17 protein-coding genes are annotated in these 19,072 nt (G+C 60.2%); 8 read left to right on the top strand and 9 right to left on the bottom strand.

Going from position 1 to position 19,072, the window contains the following annotated elements; translation table 11 throughout:
• Positions 1-163 precede the first annotated feature (163 nt).
• From NOV72_RS09440 to NOV72_RS09455, 4 genes are all read right to left on the bottom strand, one after another.
• Positions 164-1,219, bottom strand: coding sequence for a beta-keto acid cleavage family enzyme (locus NOV72_RS09440; RefSeq protein ID WP_106854313.1), 1,056 nt, complete (start codon positions 1,217-1,219; stop codon positions 164-166).
• Between the two features lie 155 nt (positions 1,220-1,374).
• The gene (locus tag NOV72_RS09445; RefSeq protein ID WP_342753376.1) at positions 1,375-2,673 is read right to left on the bottom strand and encodes an MFS transporter; all 1,299 of its coding nucleotides are present in this window, start codon (positions 2,671-2,673) and stop codon (positions 1,375-1,377) included.
• A 208-nt stretch (positions 2,674-2,881) separates the two neighbouring features.
• Positions 2,882-3,700, bottom strand: a complete 819-nt coding sequence (locus tag NOV72_RS09450; protein ID WP_106854314.1) for a GntR family transcriptional regulator — start codon at positions 3,698-3,700, stop codon at positions 2,882-2,884.
• A 119-nt stretch (positions 3,701-3,819) separates the two neighbouring features.
• On the bottom strand, positions 3,820-5,166 hold the full coding sequence (locus tag NOV72_RS09455; protein WP_106854315.1) for an MFS transporter: 1,347 nt from the start codon (positions 5,164-5,166) through the stop codon (positions 3,820-3,822).
• Between the two features lie 244 nt (positions 5,167-5,410).
• Here NOV72_RS09455 and bktB point away from each other — a divergent pair, with 244 nt between their 5' ends.
• The 3 genes from bktB (at position 5,411) to NOV72_RS09470 (ending at position 9,038) form a co-directional block, all read left to right on the top strand.
• Positions 5,411-6,598, top strand: coding sequence for a beta-ketothiolase BktB (bktB, locus tag NOV72_RS09460; RefSeq protein WP_106854316.1), 1,188 nt, complete (start codon positions 5,411-5,413; stop codon positions 6,596-6,598).
• A gap of 210 nt (positions 6,599-6,808) precedes the next feature.
• Positions 6,809-7,930 (top strand): porin, encoded by a 1,122-nt coding sequence (locus NOV72_RS09465; RefSeq protein ID WP_106854317.1) that lies wholly within the window; start codon positions 6,809-6,811, stop codon positions 7,928-7,930.
• A 136-nt stretch (positions 7,931-8,066) separates the two neighbouring features.
• The gene (locus tag NOV72_RS09470; protein ID WP_106854318.1) at positions 8,067-9,038 is read left to right on the top strand and encodes a quinone oxidoreductase family protein; all 972 of its coding nucleotides are present in this window, start codon (positions 8,067-8,069) and stop codon (positions 9,036-9,038) included.
• Between the two features lie 2 nt (positions 9,039-9,040).
• Here the strand turns inward: NOV72_RS09470 and NOV72_RS09475 are convergent, their stop codons facing one another.
• The gene (locus NOV72_RS09475) at positions 9,041-10,054 is read right to left on the bottom strand and encodes an AraC family transcriptional regulator (RefSeq protein ID WP_106854319.1); all 1,014 of its coding nucleotides are present in this window, start codon (positions 10,052-10,054) and stop codon (positions 9,041-9,043) included.
• A 118-nt stretch (positions 10,055-10,172) separates the two neighbouring features.
• Here NOV72_RS09475 and NOV72_RS09480 point away from each other — a divergent pair, with 118 nt between their 5' ends.
• On the top strand, positions 10,173-10,730 hold the full coding sequence (locus NOV72_RS09480) for an RBBP9/YdeN family alpha/beta hydrolase (protein WP_106854373.1): 558 nt from the start codon (positions 10,173-10,175) through the stop codon (positions 10,728-10,730).
• Between the two features lie 47 nt (positions 10,731-10,777).
• Here the strand turns inward: NOV72_RS09480 and NOV72_RS09485 are convergent, their stop codons facing one another.
• From NOV72_RS09485 to glaH, 3 genes are read right to left on the bottom strand one after another with little or no spacing between them, the layout of a single operon-like run.
• Positions 10,778-11,620 (bottom strand): TauD/TfdA dioxygenase family protein, encoded by an 843-nt coding sequence (locus tag NOV72_RS09485; RefSeq protein WP_106854374.1) that lies wholly within the window; start codon positions 11,618-11,620, stop codon positions 10,778-10,780.
• A gap of 56 nt (positions 11,621-11,676) precedes the next feature.
• Complete coding sequence (gene lhgO / locus NOV72_RS09490) at positions 11,677-12,933, bottom strand: L-2-hydroxyglutarate oxidase (protein WP_106854320.1); 1,257 nt, start codon at positions 12,931-12,933, stop codon at positions 11,677-11,679.
• Entirely contained in the window at positions 12,930-13,850 is a 921-nt protein-coding gene (gene glaH / locus NOV72_RS09495; RefSeq protein WP_106854321.1) for a glutarate dioxygenase GlaH, read from the bottom strand. Before glaH ends, lhgO begins: the two co-directional genes overlap by 4 nt.
• Positions 13,851-13,945: 95 nt before the next feature.
• Between glaH and NOV72_RS09500 the strand changes: the two genes are divergently transcribed.
• Positions 13,946-14,839 (top strand): LysR substrate-binding domain-containing protein, encoded by an 894-nt coding sequence (locus NOV72_RS09500; RefSeq protein WP_106854322.1) that lies wholly within the window; start codon positions 13,946-13,948, stop codon positions 14,837-14,839.
• A 203-nt stretch (positions 14,840-15,042) separates the two neighbouring features.
• Here NOV72_RS09500 and NOV72_RS09505 read toward each other — a convergent pair whose 3' ends face one another.
• Positions 15,043-15,807 carry an IclR family transcriptional regulator gene (locus NOV72_RS09505; RefSeq protein WP_106854323.1) on the bottom strand — a complete coding sequence of 255 codons (765 nt, stop codon included), beginning with the start codon at positions 15,805-15,807 and terminating at the stop codon, positions 15,043-15,045.
• 159 nt (positions 15,808-15,966) lie between these two features.
• Between NOV72_RS09505 and NOV72_RS09510 the strand changes: the two genes are divergently transcribed.
• From NOV72_RS09510 to NOV72_RS09520, 3 genes are read left to right on the top strand one after another with little or no spacing between them, the layout of a single operon-like run.
• Positions 15,967-17,238, top strand: coding sequence for an aromatic ring-hydroxylating dioxygenase subunit alpha (locus tag NOV72_RS09510; protein WP_106854324.1), 1,272 nt, complete (start codon positions 15,967-15,969; stop codon positions 17,236-17,238).
• A 60-nt stretch (positions 17,239-17,298) separates the two neighbouring features.
• A complete protein-coding gene (locus tag NOV72_RS09515) occupies positions 17,299-18,078 on the top strand; it encodes an SDR family NAD(P)-dependent oxidoreductase (RefSeq protein ID WP_106854325.1) in 780 nt (259 codons plus the stop codon).
• A gap of 11 nt (positions 18,079-18,089) precedes the next feature.
• Positions 18,090-19,055 (top strand): PDR/VanB family oxidoreductase, encoded by a 966-nt coding sequence (locus NOV72_RS09520; protein WP_106854375.1) that lies wholly within the window; start codon positions 18,090-18,092, stop codon positions 19,053-19,055.
• The last annotated feature ends 17 nt before the right edge of the window (positions 19,056-19,072 follow it).

A 19,072-nucleotide genomic window follows, 5' to 3' on the forward strand; every position in this document is an offset into this window, starting at 1 on the left:
GCCATTCGAGCGGCCGGTACCCTTCAACTTGGGACGTCACCTGTCAAAAGAATAGGTCGCGCCTTTCTGTCGTCTTCAAAACGGTTGCCGTCTTGAAGGACCACGCGTCTGAAAAGCACGGCAACGAAGCGTCGACTCGATCACGAACTCGGGGCAGTGAACACTAAGCTGGCTTTCGCAGGAAGCCCTGGTTTCTACCTTGACGGTTCGGAGCGAAACCGTTAGCCTGAAGCGTCTCGTCCGCAGTTTCGTAAAACACGCCGATTTTCATGATCTCGCGCGCCTGCCGCGCTGTGGCAATTGGACGGCCGAATTCGCCCGCGATGCGCACCAGTTGCTTGATCTGTTCGACGGAACTCATCTTTCCCGTGCGCGTCTGGTTCCATAGAACGTCTTCGATTCCGCATCGCACGTGCAAGCCCAGTGCCATGCCGATCATGTTGATCGGCAACACGTTTAGCACCGAGCTCTCGACAGTAATGATCGCGCCGTCAGGTGCGGCGCGCAGGAAGTTGGCGAGATTGTAGATATTCGCTTGATCCATGCCGCCGCTGATCGCCACCCAGTTCATCACGAGAGGACCCTTGTATAGGCCACGGCGGATCATTCGCTCGATCGTCTCGAAGCTATTGATGTTGTAGCACTGGAACTCGCTCTGGATGCCGGCGGCGGTGAGCCGACGGATATGTTCCTCGACCCAGCTCGGGTTCGAAGGCACGATCATGTCCTTGTACGTCGCGTACAAATGCGGAAATCCGCGCGACACGCCCCGAAAGTCGTCGAGCCCGGCATGTTCCGTTACATTCATTTGCGTGGTGTTTACGGTAACGGTCACCTGATCGGGCTTTGGGTCAAGTTCGGCGAGCATATGGCGCGTATCGTCGCTCAGCCACTTGGCGGCCTGGCCTTCTTCCGGCGCGAAGCTGATCGAACCGCCGACCTGAATCACCATTTCCGGCACGCGTTCGCGCACGCCGGCAATAAGCTCGTTGAACATGGACAGCCGTTTGCTGCCGCGTCCGTCCGCTTCGCGTACGTGCAGATGCAGGACCGTTGCGCCGGCTTCGTAGCAATCGACGGCCTTCTGAATCTGATCCTCCATCGTGATCGGAATGTCTTCGGGGAAGTCAGCCGGAATCCAGCCAGGCGCATACGGCGCGGCCGTGATAATCAGCGGTTGTTGGTTCTCGGGATACAGGTGGCCATCAAGAAAGTTCATGGTGATGTCTCGATCAAAGTTGAGAGGTCCTATGACTCGATGATCCGGCATCAAGGAACGTTCCACTTTACCTCCGATGCCTGTGATTTATCGTTTCACGACTAAAGTACAACTAACTAGATAAAGTAGCCAAGTCAGTGTTAGCGTCGACGGGATCAGTCTGCCCGCTTCGCTTCCGCGATGCTAAAGCGTCTGCCAAGGATGAACACTGAAAGGGGCAACACTGCAAGTAACGGAAGCCAGTGCAACGCATCCCTGAGCCCGAAAGCATCGGCTGCCGCGCCGGTCAGGAAAGGACCCGCCGCAAGTCCAAGAATATTGTTGAAGAGTGTGAGTGTCGCGAAAGCGGAACCGTGAATGGCGGGCGACGTTGCTCCCGCGACGATCGGGCTGCACGTGCCGAATGAACTTGCAAGAAAGAACACCGCTGCGCCGAGCAGCACGAGCTGAAACGTACCTTGGGGCACCCGAAACGCAATCGTGAGCAACACACCCAGCGCAAGGCAATAGGACGCGGCCATGTTCCATCGCTTGATCGACGAACCGCCGCATACGCGATCGGTGATCACGCCGCACAGGAGTTGTCCCAGTCCGCTGACGAGGACGAGGGCCGCCGCCGTCAAAGCCGCCTTGCTCACGGACATGCCCCAGTAACGGTTCAGGTAGCTCGGCAACCACACGAACAGCGTTCCCTGGATAAAGACCTGCAGCGCACAGCCGAGATAGGCGCAGAACACCGATCGACTCGGAAAAATGGCTGCGATCAGCGTGCGTAGCGGCATCTTCGCGGAACCGTAACTGACCGGCTCGGCATCGTCGGGATGAGCGCGTGCGAGCCTTTTCTCGCTGACCACGCAGCAGTACACGACCAGCAGTGCAAATCCAAAAATCGCCATCGCGCCCATCGACCAGCGCCAGCCGAACTGTGTCGCGATGACGCCGGACAACGAGACGCCGAGCACGGAGCCGAACGCGGCAGCCGATGTGAAGCCGCCAGCGATGCTCGAGCGCATATGCTTCGGAAAGATGTTCACGAGAATCGCAATACCGACGCTGCCGTACGCCGCCTCGCCGACGCCCACGAAGAAGCGGGCGACCAGCATTTCTTCATAAGTGCTCGCGATAGCGCATCCCAGCGTGGCGACGCTCCACAACCCCGCCATCAACGCGATGCTTTTCACGCGTCCCCAGCGGTCCGCGAAAATCGAAAACGGCAGCGTGAGCAGGCCGACCGTGAACGGAACGACGCTGCTGATCGTGCCGAGATGCGTGTCCGACAACTTCCACTGCGTTTTCAGAATCGGGAACAGCGCATTGAGTGCCTGTCGCGACATGTAGTCGGACAGCAACAGGCAAAACATCAGGGCGAATACGATCCACGCATAGGTTCGTGCGGATGCGCGTGGGGCGGCGGTCGTTTCGGCTCGCATATCCTCGGCCGTGTAGAGATTCATCGGGGTGTCTCCTCCTGTGATTGAACCACTTCTTCGGAGAAAGCGTATCACTCGATCTGATTTATGTCGACATTAAACGATTAGGGGTTAGACCTCACGTTTGCACGCACACGGGATGAGCGATGTCGCCGGCGAAGCCTGGCGCGACTTGAGCTGAGGATTGGTATGAATGCACAGCGGGCGCACCGGTCGCGCCGGCGCGCGGGCTTCAGTCCTGCAAAGCGGGCGAGGTATCGGGTTTGGATCGCCCTGACCGTCTGGTCGCGGAGCGGGAGACGGGCGTGACCGCCTGAACGGCGGCATCGCGCGCTTCGTCGAGACGTTGCGCGGCAAGAGAAAGCAGCGTTTTATTGTCGCGTCCGACAATGGCCTTATGCAAGGCGCGCCAGCGCTTGAGCGAGAGGCGGATGGACTGAGGTTGAGCCACCATGCTTAGCCGCAGATAGCGCAGCGTTCTGAGAGAAATGGATTGCAGCAAATCGACGAGCAGTCGATTGCCGCACAGATCCACCGTCGCGAAATTTAAAAGAAAGCTCTCGACCGCATAGGCGTCCGGCGATTCATCGGCCGCTTTGACTAGTCTCGGTAGCCGATCGGCCAACAGCGTCTCCAATGCCTCGGGGCTCTCCTCGGCGACCTGTTCCAGCATCGTCAAGTAAAGCACGCTGCGCACGCGAAAGATGTCGCGAAGCTCTTTCTCGTCCGGCTCGGTGACGATCGCGCCACGTCGTGCCTGAAATTCGACCAGACGATCGCGCTCCAGGATGCGAAGCGCTTCGCGCACCGGTGCGCGGCTCACGTGCAGCACTTCGCTGATGTCCTTCTCGAGCAGGCGCTGGCCTGCCTTCAGCAGGTCGAGTGTGATTACGCCGGCAAGCCGCGCTGCGATCTGCTCGGCAATCGGCGCGGAAGCGTAAGCCCAGTCCTGGCCGCGCAGCACGGCGCGCTCGACAGCGAGCATCAACGGATTTTTCGGCGTCAGCAGCGCGGTAAGGTCGGGGAGATTCTCGGTCTTGTGTCGGGGCATGCAGAGTGAGTGACGCACTTTAACGGTGATGTCCCGATTTTATGATCCCGATCGGAGTAATGTCGACAAAAATCTCGTCTAATTCCGGTTGGCGTACTCTCCGCCCGCGAGTGCGATAGCTAGGCCGATGTTACGCCTTCGGTTTCCGACAAGCGATCGTCCGTCGCGATTGGTGCAAGGTTTTCTTCAGCCGCAACGATACGCAAAACATCGCGATCATAGCTTTGCATCGCAACTACGAAGAACAGGGCCGCCAGAAGGCTGCACAGCGGCGTGAGCGCCAGTGCGTGCTGCAAACCCCATCGATCGGACAACACCCCTGCGAGAAACGGTCCGACCGCCAGTCCGAACATGTTCTGAAATAGCGACATAACTGCTGCGCCGGTCGAGCGCATGCCGGGATGGACGACGTCCATTGCGACGCCCGCCACGATACCGACCGTACAGTTCATGAAGAAAGCGCCGATCACGATCAGGATGAATTGCGCACCGCCGATAAAGGAACCGCCGAACGCCACGATGAAAATCGCGCAGGTTGTCACGCACAACATCGACAAAGCAGGCAGCTTGTTGCGTGGCGTGCGTTGCGTGAGACGCCCGACCGTGATGCCCCAGAAAGTGCAACTCAGCGCGCTGACCAGCACGACGCCGGCGGCCGCTTTTGCCGCTGCTTCGACGTTCATGCCGTGATAGCGATTCAGATAACTGGGAAGCCACGCCCACAGCGCGGAGATGGTAATTAATTGCGCGGCCGCGCCTGCACAAACGAACAGCAAGGTGCGCGTGCGCAGCATGGTCTTGAAGATATGCGCGAGCATGCCACCGGTTCGCGGCTTCTCGAATATCAACGTGACCGTATTGTAGTCACGTACGCGCAGATAGATCAGCGCGAGCAACAACCCGGGTACGCCGACTACGCCGAATGCAGCTTTCCAGCCCCAGTGCGCCGCGATCATGCCGCCGGGAAACACGCCTAGAACGGAGCCGAGCGTCGGTGCGGCAAAAAACACGCCGAGCGCCGCGCTGCGCAGCCGCTGCGGGAACAGCGTCGCAATGAGTGCCGCGCCCACCGAGCCATAACCCGTTTCCCCGAGTCCCACGACTGCGCGCGCCGCGAACAACTGACCGTAGTTGCCGGTGAACATGCACGAAATCGTCGCGAGGCTCCACGCTATCGCCATCGCAACAATGCTTTTCACCCGGCCAGTGCGATCCGCTATCAGCGCAACCGGAATGCCGCCGGCCGCGACCACCACCGAAACGATCGACACCAGCGAACCGAGTTGCTTGTCGCTGAGGTTCCATTCGCTCTTGATATGCGGAAAGAGCGAGACGATTACTTGCCGGTCGATGAAGTCGAACAACATGAGCGCGAAAGTCATGGCGAACGCGAACCACGCTTCGCGGCGGCCCGTCACGTAGCGATCGCGATGGATGGCCGATTGAAGATCGGGACTCAAGTGCATGCGTCGTTGTCTCCTAGAATACGCGTCGGTGCCGACGCTGAATCCGAATCTAACGCGCATCGAATCCGGTCACTTCGCGAGTCGCGCCAGACACTTCACATTTGATGCCATGTCGACTCCGTTCAGCGTTAACCCGCGCTGTCAGGAAATGTTTAGTGGATGACCCCATCGGTCAAGTCGAAAACAAGGCACGACTCTAGACTGGCTTCACCGAGTGACTGTTTTTAGTTCGATGAGGCAGGTCATGCTGAGCAGACGTGAAGTAGTGGTATTGAGCGCGGTGCGCTCCGCAATCGGAACCTTCGGTGGTGCGCTGGCCGGGTTTGACCCGGTGGATCTCGCAGGAAGGGTCATGACGGAAGCGATCTCGCGTTCAGGCGTGGATCCGCAGGCGATCGAGCACGTGATCGTCGGCAACACGATCCCGACTGACGGCCGCTTTGCCTACGTGGCCCGCGCCGCTGCAGTTCAGGCCGGATTGCCTATGCGAAGCGCGGCAATGTCCGTGAATCGACTGTGTGCGTCGGGGTTGCAGTCCATTTTGACGACCGCCCAGAACATCAGGCTGGGCGATTGCGAGTATGGCGTGGGCGGAGGTGTGGAGGTGATGAGCCGCAGCGGGCATCTGCTTGCATCGTTGCGTAACGGCGTGCGTATGGGCGATGCGAAACTCATCGACATGATGCTTGCAACGCTGACCGATCCGTTTGGTGCGGGACATATGGGCGTGACTGCGGAGAATCTCGTCTGCAAGTGGAATATCACCCGCGACGAGCAAGATGCGTTCGCGGTGGAGTCGCATCGGCGGGCGGCGCAGGCGATTGCGGAAGGGCGCTTCGCATCGCAGATCGTGCCGATCGTCACGCAGAAGCGTACCGGCGAAGTGGTTTTCGATACCGACGAACATGTGAAGCCTGAAACGACGATGGAGTCGCTCGCGAAGCTCGCGCCTGCCTTCAAAAAGGACGGCTCGGTCACGGCCGGCAGCGCGTCGGGCCTCAACGATGGTGCGGCCTTTCTAGTGCTGGCCGATGGCGCTGTCGCAAGGTCGGCGGGGCATGTGCCGATGGCGCGGCTCGTGTCGTATGCGGTCGTGGGCGTGTCGAACGAAATCATGGGTGAAGGACCGATTCCCGCGACGAAACAAGCGCTGAAAAAAGCGAGTTTGTCGCTCGGTCAGATGGATGTGATCGAAAGCAACGAAGCATTCGCTGCACAGGCGATAGCCGTGACGCGCGGCCTCGAACTCGATCCGCAAAAGACTAACCCGAACGGCGGTGCGCTCGCGCTAGGGCATCCTATCGGCTGTTCTGGCGCGGTTCTCGTCACCAAAGCAATTTATGAGCTGCAGCGTATCGCAGGCCGATACGCGCTCGTGACGATGTGCGTAGGCGGCGGGCAAGGGGTCGCGGCGATATTCGAACGCTTGTAGGCCCAGGGTTTATCTCGGGTCGTTTTCGAATGATGGTCGTCTTGATGACGCACTGATAGTCGCGATTCTCCGTCATTTGTCCCCGCATGGAGCATCGCGGTTACGCAGTCGGATCATCCTATCGATAGAAAAATTCGGTATGCAAATAAAAAATATCGAGTCAGGGAGGTTTGCCTTCAATAAAGCCGATGCGAACCAAACGGAGACGAAATGAGGAGTGCACGATTTGCGATTTTTGTGCTTGCGCCGCTGGCCTGCGCGCCGGCATTCGCGCAGAGCTCGGTCACGCTGTATGGGATCGTCGATACGGGCGTCGAATACCTGACGCACGCCACACCAAGCGGCGGCGCGGTCGCACGTATGCCGGTGATCGGCGGCGGGGATGTTCCTTCGCGCTGGGGTTTCAAGGGATCGGAAGATCTCGGCGGCGGGCTCAAGGCAATTTTTACGCTGGAGAACGGCTTTTCCGTCTCTAACGGCGCCTTCCAGCAGGCGAGCCGGCTCTTCGGGCGTCAGGCTTATGTCGGTCTGAAGAACGATTGGGGACAGCTCACTTTTGGCCGCCAATACAGCATGATGACCTGGGCGATGATCGATGCGAATATCGTAGGCGCGGCAGGGATCGGCAGCCTGGGATCGCTCGACAGCGCGCTGCTCGCGGATCGCTTCGATAACGCCGTCTCCTATACGGGCACGTTTTATGGTTTTACCTTGGGCGCGACCTATTCGTTCGGGCGCGATTCCTCCACGACCGTGAGTTGCGGAGGGCAGGTCGCAGGCGACGCGGTCGCATGCCGCGGTCTGTCCGCAATGATCAAGTACGACGCGAGCAACTGGGGTGTTGCAACCTCATACGAAGAATTGCGTGGCGGACCAGGCTCCGCGTCCAATGCCGTGGTGCCGGGCGCGCCGGGCGTCGCGTTCACCAATTCCGGCGACACGGACCGCCGCTATCAGGTGAATGGCCATCTCGCCCTCGGGCCGGTGCGCCTTGGTGCGGGCTGGATTCATCGCCTGCTGCATGGCGACGTGCGATCGGTCAAGACGGATATCGAATGGCTTGGTGCATCGGCGTTGTACGGCGTGTGGCAGTTCGATGCGCAGGTTTCCCATATCGGCAACGCCACAGACCAAGCAGACGGCACGCTCGCCGTGCTCCGCGCCAATTACTACCTGAGCAAACGTACGTCCGTGTACGGCGTCGCGGGTTATATGAAGAACCACGGCAGGAACGCGATCTACTCCGTATCGGCGGGCACGGCTGTCCCGGCTGCCCCGTTTGGCGGATCGAATCAAATGGGCTTCGAACTCGGCATTCGTCAGACATTCTGATCGCGGCCACAAAATACCGCCGAGGCAGAAGGCTCATCGATATATTAATGTCGGCATAAAACAATATTAACGTTATGTTTCATGAGAGGACGCTCGCGGCGCGACCCGTCCGCTTCATCATCAAGGACTCTTCAACATGGCAAAAGCAATTCGCTTCAGTGAAACCGGCGGCCCCGACGTGCTGCGTCTGGAAAGCGTTCAAGTAGGTGAACCCGGCCTTGGCGAAGCGCGCGTGCGGCATACGTACGTTGCGGTCAATTTCATCGACATCTATTTCCGTACCGGACAATATCCGCTGTCGCTGCCGAATGGTCTCGGTTCCGATGCCGTAGGCGTGGTCGAAGCCGTCGGCGAGGGCGTGGGCGATATCAAGGTGGGCGACCGCGTCGGCTATTTGCTCGGACCGCAGGGCGCGTATTCCGATGTGCGCGTGATGCCTGCCGACGTGCTGATTCCGCTGCCCGATGGCGTCAGCGACAAGACGGCTGCGACACTCATCATGAAGGGCATGACGGCGCAATATCTGTTTCGTCAGGTCTATCCGCTCAAGGGACACGAGACGATTCTTTATCACGCGGCGGCGGGCGGTGTTGGTCTGATCGCATGTCAGTGGGCGCGCGCGCTGGGCGTCACCATGATCGGCACCGTCAGCACCGACGAGAAGGCCGAGATCGCCATGGCGAACGGCTGCATGCATACCATCGTGACGTCGCGCGAAAATATCGCGGAGCGGGTGCGCGAACTGACGGATGGGAAGGGCGTGGATGTGGTGTTCGATTCGGTCGGCAAGGACACATTGGACGCCTCGATCGACAGTCTTCGGGTGCGTGGCACGCTCGTAAGCAACGGAACGTCGTCGGGTCCCGTACAGATCGATACGCGCGTGCTGGCGCGCAAAGGTTCGCTGTGGGTGACGCGCCCAGCGATGATCCATTACGCGACGCCGCGTTCGCACATGCTGTCGATGGCGCGTGAGCTGTTCGATCTCGTGCTTGCCGGAAAGATCAAGAGCGAACCGGGTCAGATGTTCGCACTCGCCGAAGCCGCCGACGCGCATCGCGCGCTCGAAGCGCGCAAGACGGTGGGTTCCACGGTTCTCGTACCGTGATATCAGTGTCGACGCACGGCGCGACGCCGTGCGCGACTTTCCTTCGCGCTGCATCCGAATTGCGAGTGATACCAGCGCGAAAACGCGCTCGGTGACGCAAAGCCGAGCAGCGCCGACACCTCCGTCAAAGGACGATCACCTTCGATCACATGCCGCGTCGTCAGTTCGCGGCGCACGTCGTTCAGAATGGTCGAGAAGCTGTGGCCTTGATCGGCGAGCCGCCGTTGCACCGTGCGGCACACCATGCCCATATGCTCGGCGACTTGCTCGATGCTGCATCGTCCACTCGGCAGCAGTTGCAAAATGGTCCGCTGCACGGCTTCGAGCGTGGTCGCGTGCGAACGGATCGATGCGTCGACCAGTTGTTGCGCGTAGCGCGCCATTGCGACGTCGGCCAATGGATTGCGTGCATCCAGATCGGCCTTCGAAAAAATGATCGCATTGAAATCACATTCGAATTCGACACAAGGCCCGAAAAAGCGCAGATGTGTGCGTGCATCGCGCGGCGCAGTATGTTCGAAGCACACTCGCCGCGGACGCCAGTCGTCGCGGATGAGTTGGCGAATCAGGCGCACCATCACGCCGAGCGCGAGTTCGATACGCTGACGTGTCGATTGATGCGCATTGCCCGCCCTGACGGATTCGCGAACGATGACGAGCCCGTCGCATTCTTCGATTGTCAACGAGAGTGCATCGTTGAGAACCGGTTGATAGCGCATCAACATGCCAAGCGAATCGCGCAGCGTCGGTTGATCCCGCACGAGCAGACCCACTGCACCTAGGTTGGACAACCAGCGCGTTTCGGCCATGCGCAAGCCAAAGCTCTCGTTTCCGGATAACGTCGCGGAGGCCTGGAGCAATTGACCGACACGTTCGACAGGAATCAAGACATCGGGATCGTCGAGCACGGAGGGTCTGAGTGCGGCATCGAGCAGCATGCGCACGGGGTCGAGTGCCGAAGCACGTGCCACCTCACGGTAGTTGGTTAGGCAAGCGGCGCGAACGAGGGATGACATGTTGAAAGTAAAATCGTTGTCGTTAGTGGATAACGCCGTGACGTTCATCGTCAAGCGCGCCAAGCCCGGCTCGCTCACACTGAGCGTGCATTTCAATCCCTATTTGCCGACTCAGGACATGACAGAATCGATTACCGTGCTTATCGTTCCAGGTCTGCGGGACCACGTTGCGGACCATTGGCAAACCCTCCTTGCGGCGAAGCTGCCGCGGGTTCATACCGTCGAGCCGCTCGAACACAACAAGCTCGGTTGCACCGCGCGCGTGGTGGCGATCGCGCGCGCAATCCAGTCGATCGACGGTCCGGTGATCGTCGTCGCGCACAGCGCGGGCGTGATGATGCTCGCGCATTGGGTTAGTCGTCACGATTCGTCGATGATTCGCGGCGCCTTGCTCGCGGCGCCCGCCGATCTGGAAACACCGATGCCCGCGGGTTATCCGACCATCGACGCATTGAGCGAGCATGGATGGCTGCCGATCCCGCGTGCAATCCTGCCGTTCCCGAGTATCGTCGCGGCGAGCAGTAACGATCCGCTCACGCGCATCGAGCGCGCGCGCGATTTCGCGCAGGCATGGGGAAGCCGCTTCCTCGAACTGGGCGCGGCAGGGCACCTGAATCCTGCGTCCGGACATGGTGAATGGCCTCGTGCGGAAGAACTGTTGAGCGAACTGCGGTAGGCGATCGACACGGCTCTTGAAGCGTGTCGTCATCCTTAATAAATAGATCAGTAAGGACGGTCTCCCACGATCCCCGCGCGCTCCATCTTGCGCGGTGCAGGCCAGTAGTCCATCACCGCATAATGCTGTGTCGAGCGGTTGTCCCAGACGGCGATGCTGTTCGGCTTCCATCTGAAACGCACCTGATACTCCGGAATCAACGCCTGGCTTTGCAGATAGTTGAGCAGGAGGCTCGCGCCGGGTGTCTTGTCGAGTCCGTAGCGAACGTTGTCCGGCGTGTGATAGTTGACGAAGTGCGTGGTGAAACTACCTACATAAAGGATCTTTTCGCCGGTTTCCGGATGCGTGCGCACAACGGGATGCTCGACATCCGGATTCTGCGCCGCGAGCTTTCTGCGTTCGTCCGGTTCCATTGCCGCACCGAACGAATGTTCGATGCTGCTCTTCGCTCTTAACCCTTCGATTCGCCGCTTGACGTCGTCCGGCAATTGCCGGTAGGCCTCGACCATATTTACCCAGATCGTATCGCCGCCCGTTTCGGGACACTCTATGCAGCGCAACACAGCCCCCATCGACGGTTCCGGCCGCCACAACCCATCGGTGTGATAGTTGTTTTCGTAGGGGTTTTTCGCTTCGGAGCGGTAGATGCGCACGAGGCCCGGATGCTCCGGATCGCTTCCCGCCACCGGATGATCCTCGAGGTCGCCGAAGCGGCGTGCGAAGGCGACGTGTTCCGCACGCGAAATGTCCTGATCGCGGAAAAACAGCACGCGATGCTGCAACAGCACCGTCCTGACCTCCGCAAAAAGCGAGTCGTCGCGTGACACCTCGCCCAGGTCGACGCCCGACACCTCCGCGCCGATGCAGGCGGTGAGTTTTTCAATCTTCATCATCTTGCGTGTCTCCATCGTTCTTGGATTTACTTCAGCATAGCGTCTTTATTTATTTATGTCGACATAAATAAATCTGAGTGAGGCTGTACACCGAACGCCTTCGAGAAAGCATCGACGAGATATTCGCCGATAGGTAGCGCCGAGGTCGCCGCAGGCGAGGGCGCGTTGCACACATGCAGGCTGCGTTTCGACGGACGAATTAGGAAATCATGGATCAATGCGCCATTCGACGACACCGCCTGCGCGCGCACGCCGGCGGGATACGGTTCGAGATCGTCGATGGAGAGCTCGGGGCAATACTTCTGGCACAGCGCGAGATAGCCGCTTTTCCAGAGCGAGTTGCGCACCTCGGACAGGCCGGACGGACCATACGTTTTGAGCATTTTCCAGAAGCCGCCGAACGTAGCCATCTCCGCCAGATCGCCGAAGTCGATATCGCGCCAGCGGTATCCTTCACGCGCCATTGCAAGCACTGCGTTCGGGCCGACAGTCACATACCCGCCGATCATGCGCGTCAGATGCACGCCGAGAAACGGCAGCGCGGGGTCCGGCACCGGATAGATCAGATGCCGCACGATATCGTTTTTCGACGCGGGCAGACGGTAATATTCGCCGCGAAACGGTACGATGCGAAAGTCCACGTCGAGCTTGCACATGCGCGCGAACCGATCCGCCATCAGGCCCGCGCAGACGATGGCGTGCTTGGCGCGAAAACGCGCTTGCTTGGTCGTCACGGTGACGCCGTTCTCGTCTTCGCTCATGCCGATCACCTCCTGACACAGGAGCAGGGTGGCGCCGTTTTCGTGCGCCACGCTCGCCATCGCGCGGGTTACGGACGGGTAATCGGCGATTCCGCTCGATGCCACGCGCATCGCCGCTTCGCCGACAATACGCGGCTCCTCGCGCGTCAGTTCATTGCGATCGAGCCACTGCGGCCGGAGTTGGTTCTGCCTGCATCGCTCGAACAGGTCTTTGAGACGCTGCACTTCGATCGCATTGGTCGCGACGATCAGCTTGCCGCACTGCTCGAATCGAATGTCGTGGCGCCGAGAAAACGCGTAGGTCGCGGCCGCTCCACGTCGGCAGAAATCCGCCTTCAGACTGCCGGGCGCATAGTAGACGCCCGCGTGAATCACGCCGCTGTTGTGCCCTGACTGATGCACGGCGAGCGCATCTTCTTTTTCGAGCACGAGCACCTTGAGCGACGGATACCGCTCAGTCAACTGCATCGAGGTCGAGGCGCCGATGATGCCGCCGCCGATTACGATCACGTCCGCATCGGCATTTCGCAGGGAGACATGAGCGTTCATTGCGCGAACACTCCGCGCTGACGCATCAGTTCCCGGTGGAGTTCCGGATGCTTCTCGAACGGTGCACGTCCATGCAACCAGAAATAGTTGTTGGCGACGATCAGTTCGCCCACGGGCAAGCTGATTTCCTCCGTCGCCGGCGAGGTCTCCATCGAATTCGACATCGCGTGCAGATAGCGCGCTTCGTCGAGTGTGCGCGGTTGCACGAACTGGTCGATGAACGACATCGACAGACCGAACGCCGATTGGAAGAACAGCGGACGTTCGACAGCGCTGCTCACGTTCTTCGAACCGGGCGCCTTGAAGACGAAGGGCAATGCGCCCATCGGATCGAGCGCGAAATCGTCGCGTTCGGCCCAGTCGTCGAGATGCAGCAGGCGCGACTCGCCGCCGGTCGCGTTGGTTTCGTCGAACTTCATCATCAGCAACCAGTGCGTTGCTTCTTCGACGTAGGTCCCGTCGGTGTGGAGCGAGAACAGGCGGTAGGCTTGGCGCAGATACGAGTCGCTGGCGTCGGTGTCCTTGACGAGAAAGCGGGCGTAGTAGGTGCCCGACATCGCATCGTGATTGCTCGGGCCGATCAGATGCGCGACGGCGGTGCCGAAGCGCACGTAATCATCGCTATCGGATGTGGTGCCTTGCACGCCGAGCGTAAAGCCGCCGCTAGTGCGGTCGCGGACAATCTGCGTGAGCAGTGCGCCGAACTCGTCGCCGAGCACGCGGTTCAGTTCGTGCGCCAGCATGAAGCGCATGTAGGGCACGTATTGCAGGTTCTGCACGTCGACGTTCTTCACGGCTTCGAAAAACCGCTCGAGCGCAGTTCGATCGAGTTCGATGCGGCGCAGGCGATCGTGCTGTGGATGCGCGTGAATGCTGAATAGGGGCTGGGTAACGTTGCCTTCGACAGGTGCGTTCATATTCGACTCCGTTTGATGGGTGTCGATATTTCACGCTGTTATGGTGTTCGATTAAACTGGCTAAAGTGAGATTTTTAATCGGGAAGAGCGAATAAATGGACAGCCGTCAGTTGAAGGTTTTCGTATCGCTGGCTGAGGATCTGCATTTCGCGCGCACGGCTGATCGACTGAACATCGCGCAGTCCGTGCTGAGCGATCAGCTCAGAAAACTCGAAACCACGCTCGGCGTACGGCTGTTGAACCGCAACAAGCGTGCAGCGGTTACGCTGACGAATGCCGGCGAAGTTTTTCTGCAGGAGGCGTTGCTCGCGCTGCGTCAGCTCGAACGCGCGGAAGCTGTAGGCCGGCTCGCGGCACGTGGTGAGGCCGGGAATGTTTCGCTCGGCTATGTCGGCTCCGCGGTGTCCACGGGTTTGCTTCCGGCGACACTCAAGCGTTTCCGTGCCGGTTGCCCTAAGGTCGAAATGGACATCATGGCGATGGAAACACCCCGCCAACTCGAAAGCCTGCACGACGGCCGACTCGACGTAGGTTTGCTGCGTTCGCGCTCCCGTTACCCCGACGGTGTGGCGGCAACAGTGTTAATGCGTGAGCAATTGATGATCGCACTGGCGGCGGATCATCCGCTGAGCCAATCGGCAACGATTCGTCCGAGCGCATTGCGCGATGCGGCCTTTATCGTGCCACAATTCAGCGAAAGCGAAGGCTTCGCGGAGAATTTGTCGAGTCTCGGCCGTCTTGGCGGATTCGATGCTGCGCCGCGCCAGCGCGTCGCTGATTTCATGACAGCGCTGTGCATGGCGGCAGCGGGCTACGGCGTAGTGCTGGTTCCCCAATCGATGAAAGCGTTTGCACCAGCGGACATCGTATTCCGCCCGATCGCGGGTTACCCTGAGCAAGCGGAACTTGCCGTTGCCTACAGGGCGCGCGAGAACGCACCATCGGTCAAGCGTTTTTTGGAGACCGCACTCGGTTTAGCAAGGCTATGAGATTGAGTGTTGTCTGGCGGGTTAGCGGGGAGATCGCAACGACGTAACCGGTCACGAAAGGGCACCCGCTCGGACCGTCAAATTGACATTCGCGTGTCCAGTCCTTACTTGAAGCGGCCGTTGACATCGCGCTGACTCTAAAGGCGGTTCAGGGTCGCGATGTGCCGTCGATTAGCTAAGTATCCGCGATGGTGCTCGCTGACCTACAACGAAGGCCCTTGTTGTCCCAGCAGACGAGAAAGCCTTACTGATGCCTGTCTGAGCAGTTCTGCGAATTGTTCAACTCGTTGTTTCGTAACCCGGACGCTCGGACCAAAAATACATAGCGAACCGGCTACCTGATTGGCGCCGTTGAAGAAAGGCGCTGCGACGGCCACCGCCCCTTCGATCAATTCGTGATGACTCGTGCCGAAGCCCTGTGCGCGAATTCGTTCGATGTCGCTCAGCATCGCTGCCATATCTTCATCTGGATCGACGAGATAGCGCCGCAATTCGTCGGGCGTGAGCTGCATCTGCGAAAGAATGGTGCGGCCGCTCGCTCCGCGCACGAGCTTCTCGCGATAGCCGATGCCGCGTCGAAAGCTAAGCGGCTGATTGCTCTCCAGTTCCGCGACGCAAAGCCGATACGTATCGTCTGGAACGAAGAGCGCGACGGTTTCGGACGTGGCCTCCCAGAGACTTCGTAGCACCGGCTGCGCGAGCTCGGCGATTCTATGGTCGCTCAGCCAGACATGTGCGAGCTGGGCGACCGAGCTTCCGAGCCGGAAGCGCTGAGGTTCCCCCGACGATGCCAGAAAGCCGGCCTGCTCCAGCGTATTCAACAGCCGATACAACGTCGGACGGCTCAGATTCACTCGCGTGAGCAACTCCGCGACGGTCAGCGATTTGTCTCCCGGCCGGAACGCCAACAGTATCTCCAACGCCCGCTCCACCGCACGAACGCTTTCGTGCGCCTTCTTTTCTTCCATTTTTTTCCTGTCCCTTGTCGTCTTTTCGGACTCGCGCCGTCAGCGCCATTGTAGAGAAATCCCCTATTTCCCAACGCTTGAACTTCTCGCGCGTTGTCCGTAGAATGAAATCACAGTTTCATCAGGCGGACAATCTCACATCTGATCTGGAGTTTGAGCATGGACAAGAACATGTCGGAAACGCTGGTGCGCACCGGGCCCGCCACGGCGATGGGCAATCTCATGCGGCGCTATTGGGTGCCGATTCTGTTGGCGAGCGAAATCGCCGAGCCGGATTGCGCGCCGGTGCGCGTGCAAATCCTCGGAGAAAAGCTGCTGGCATTCCGGGATTCAGACGGCAATGCGGCGCTGATCGACGAGTTCTGTTCACATCGCGGCGTGTCGCTGTATTTCGGGCGCAACGAGGAAAACGGCATCCGGTGCTCGTATCACGGCCTCAAGTTCGATCGGAACGGCAACTGCGTCGATGTGCCGTCGGCGCCGCAGGCGTGCAAGCACATGAGCATCACGGCGTATCCGTGTATCGAGCGCGCAGGCATCGTGTGGGCATACATGGGTCCGAAGGACAAGCAGCCGGCGCCGCCCGACCTCGAATGGTGCAACCTGCCGGCGGACCAGGTGTTCGTGTCCAAACGTCTGCAGGAGTCGAATTATCTTCAGGCGATGGAAGGCGGCATCGATACCAGTCACGTCTCGTACGTGCATCGCTACGAAGTCGACGAAGACCCGATGCATCAGGGCACCAAGGCGCTCGAATACATCAAGGCGGACGGCAACGTCATCTTCGAAATCGAGAAGCAGCCGTTCGGCCTCACGCTCTTCGGGCGTCGCAATGGCGAACCGGAATCCTACTACTGGCGCATCACGCAGTACCTCTTTCCGTGGTACACGCTCATTCCCCCGTTCGGCGATCACTCCCTGGCCGGCCACGTCTGGGTGCCGATAGACGATCACACGTGCTGGGCATGGAGCATCAACTTCCGTCCGGATCGCGCGCTGTCCGAGGAAGAGATGAACGACCTGAACGCGGGCAAGGGCATTCACTGCGAATACGAGCCGGGCACGTTCCGTCCGAAGGCGAACAAGGACAACGACTATCTGATCGACCGCCAGGCTCAGAAGGACAAGCGCGCGTACTCGGGCGTGTTCGGCTTCGCGATGCAGGATGCCTCACTGCAGGAAAGCATGGGTCCCATTCAGGACCACAGCAGGGAGAAGCTGCTGCCGACGGATCGCGCCATCGTCATGGCTCGACGCATGCTCTATGAAGCGGCCACCGCCTTGCAGATCGACACCGATCCGCCGGCCATCGATTCGAACCAGCAGCGCGTGCGCGCGGCCGGCGCTCTGCTTCCGCGCGATCAGAAACCGCAGGAGTGGGCGGTCATCCATCTTTCGGATGGCAAGGGCCAGCCGATCTACTCCATCTGAGCAAGCTCGACGCTCATCGTTCGTCTCTGTACAAGGAGGCCGGCATCGCGCCGGCGTGAGATGCAAGGTTCAAGACTAAGAGACAAGGTCGCGCTGATCACGGGCGGCGGAGGCGGCATCGGCGCAGCCACCGCACGCGTATTCTGCGACGAAGGCGCAGCAGTCATTCTCGTCGATGCGAACGCGCAAGCCCTCGCGAACGTCGCCGATGCATTGCTCAGCCGCGCCCCCGCGACAAGCGTTCACACGTTCGTGGCCGACGTCGCGAATGCCGATCAGGCGACTGAGGCAGTGGCACTCGCGCAAAGCACGTTCGGCAGGCTCGACGTGCTCGTCAACAACGCCGCGATGCGCAACTACAGCGCGCTCGCCGATGCCACGCCGGAGGAATGGCAAAGCATGGTGTCGGTGAATCTGGTGGGCACATCGAACTACTGCAGGGCGGCTTTGCCGTTTCTGCGCCGGGCGGAATCGGCGAGCATCGTCAACGTGTCGTCGTGTTTCGCGGTGATCGGCCGCAAGGGCATGGGTCTCTACGATGCGACCAAGGCCGGCATGCTCGCCATGACGCGCACGCTGGCGTTCGAAGAGGCGGCCCACGGCGTGCGCGCCAACGCGATATGCCCCGGCTCGACGCTGACCGATTTCCACGTCAACCGTGCGCAGGCAGCGGGAAAGAGCGTGGAGACGCTCAAGACACAAAGGCAGGACACATCGTTGATCGGACGATGGGCGTCTCCCGAAGAAGTCGCATGGCCGATCCTCTGGCTTGCGAGCGACGAGGCCTCGTTCATCACCGGCGCTACGCTGATGGTCGACGGCGGTCTGTCGATCATGTGATGGTGGCGGCCATGAACGATTCCACAATGACCGTGCGCGTGGCACGGCGCAATATCGAGGCGGACGGCATCGTCAGTTTCGAACTCGCGAGTCTGGACGGCGGTGATCTGCCGGCATTCGATGCGGGCGCGCACATTGACGTTCATCTGCCGGCGGGACATGTGCGGCAGTACTCGCTGTGCAGTGCGCCGCATGAGCGGTCGCGCTATCAGATTGCCGTTTTGCGTGAAGCGCAGTCGCGCGGCGGCTCGGCTGGCATGCACGACGCGATCAAGGAAGGAGACGAACTGCGCGTGAGCATGCCGCGCAATCATTTCGCGCTCGCGTCCGGTCCGGCGAAGCATCTGCTGCTGGCGGGCGGCATCGGGCTGACTCCGCTGCTTTGCATGGCGCAACATCTCGACCGCAGCGGTGGCGATTTCGAACTGCACTACTGCGCACGCACGCGTTCGCGCGCGGCCTTCCTGGGGCGGCTCGCGAACGCGTCCTGGGCCGGGCGCGTTCAGTATCACTTCGATGACGAAGAGGCGCATCAACGTCTTCATTTCGGTGCGCTGTTTAAAGAAGCACACGCGCATACGCATCTCTATGTCTGCGGGCCGCAGGGCTTCATGAATGCGGTGCTCGAAGCGGCGCGGGCGAACAGTTGGCCGGAGAACCGGCTGCATTACGAGTTCTTCTCGGCCCCCGCCGTCGATACGTCGTCCGACGGCGCGTTCGAGGTATGTCTTGCACGCTCGGGAAAGACAGTGACCATCCCGGCCGACCAATCGGTGACGCAGGCGCTCGCGGACGCGGGCGTCGATGTGCCGGTCTCGTGCGAACAGGGCATTTGTGGAACCTGCGTCACGCGCGTGCTCGATGGCGAACCGGAGCATCGGGATCTGTATCTGTCTCCCGATGAGCAGACGCGCAACGATCAGTTTTTGCCGTGCTGCTCGCGCTCGAAGTCGAGAAGACTCGTGCTGGACCTGTGACGCTGCAACCCCGCAAT

The sequence above is a fragment of the Caballeronia novacaledonica genome (genome assembly GCF_900258035.1).
Classification (GTDB): domain Bacteria; phylum Pseudomonadota; class Gammaproteobacteria; order Burkholderiales; family Burkholderiaceae; genus Caballeronia; species Caballeronia novacaledonica.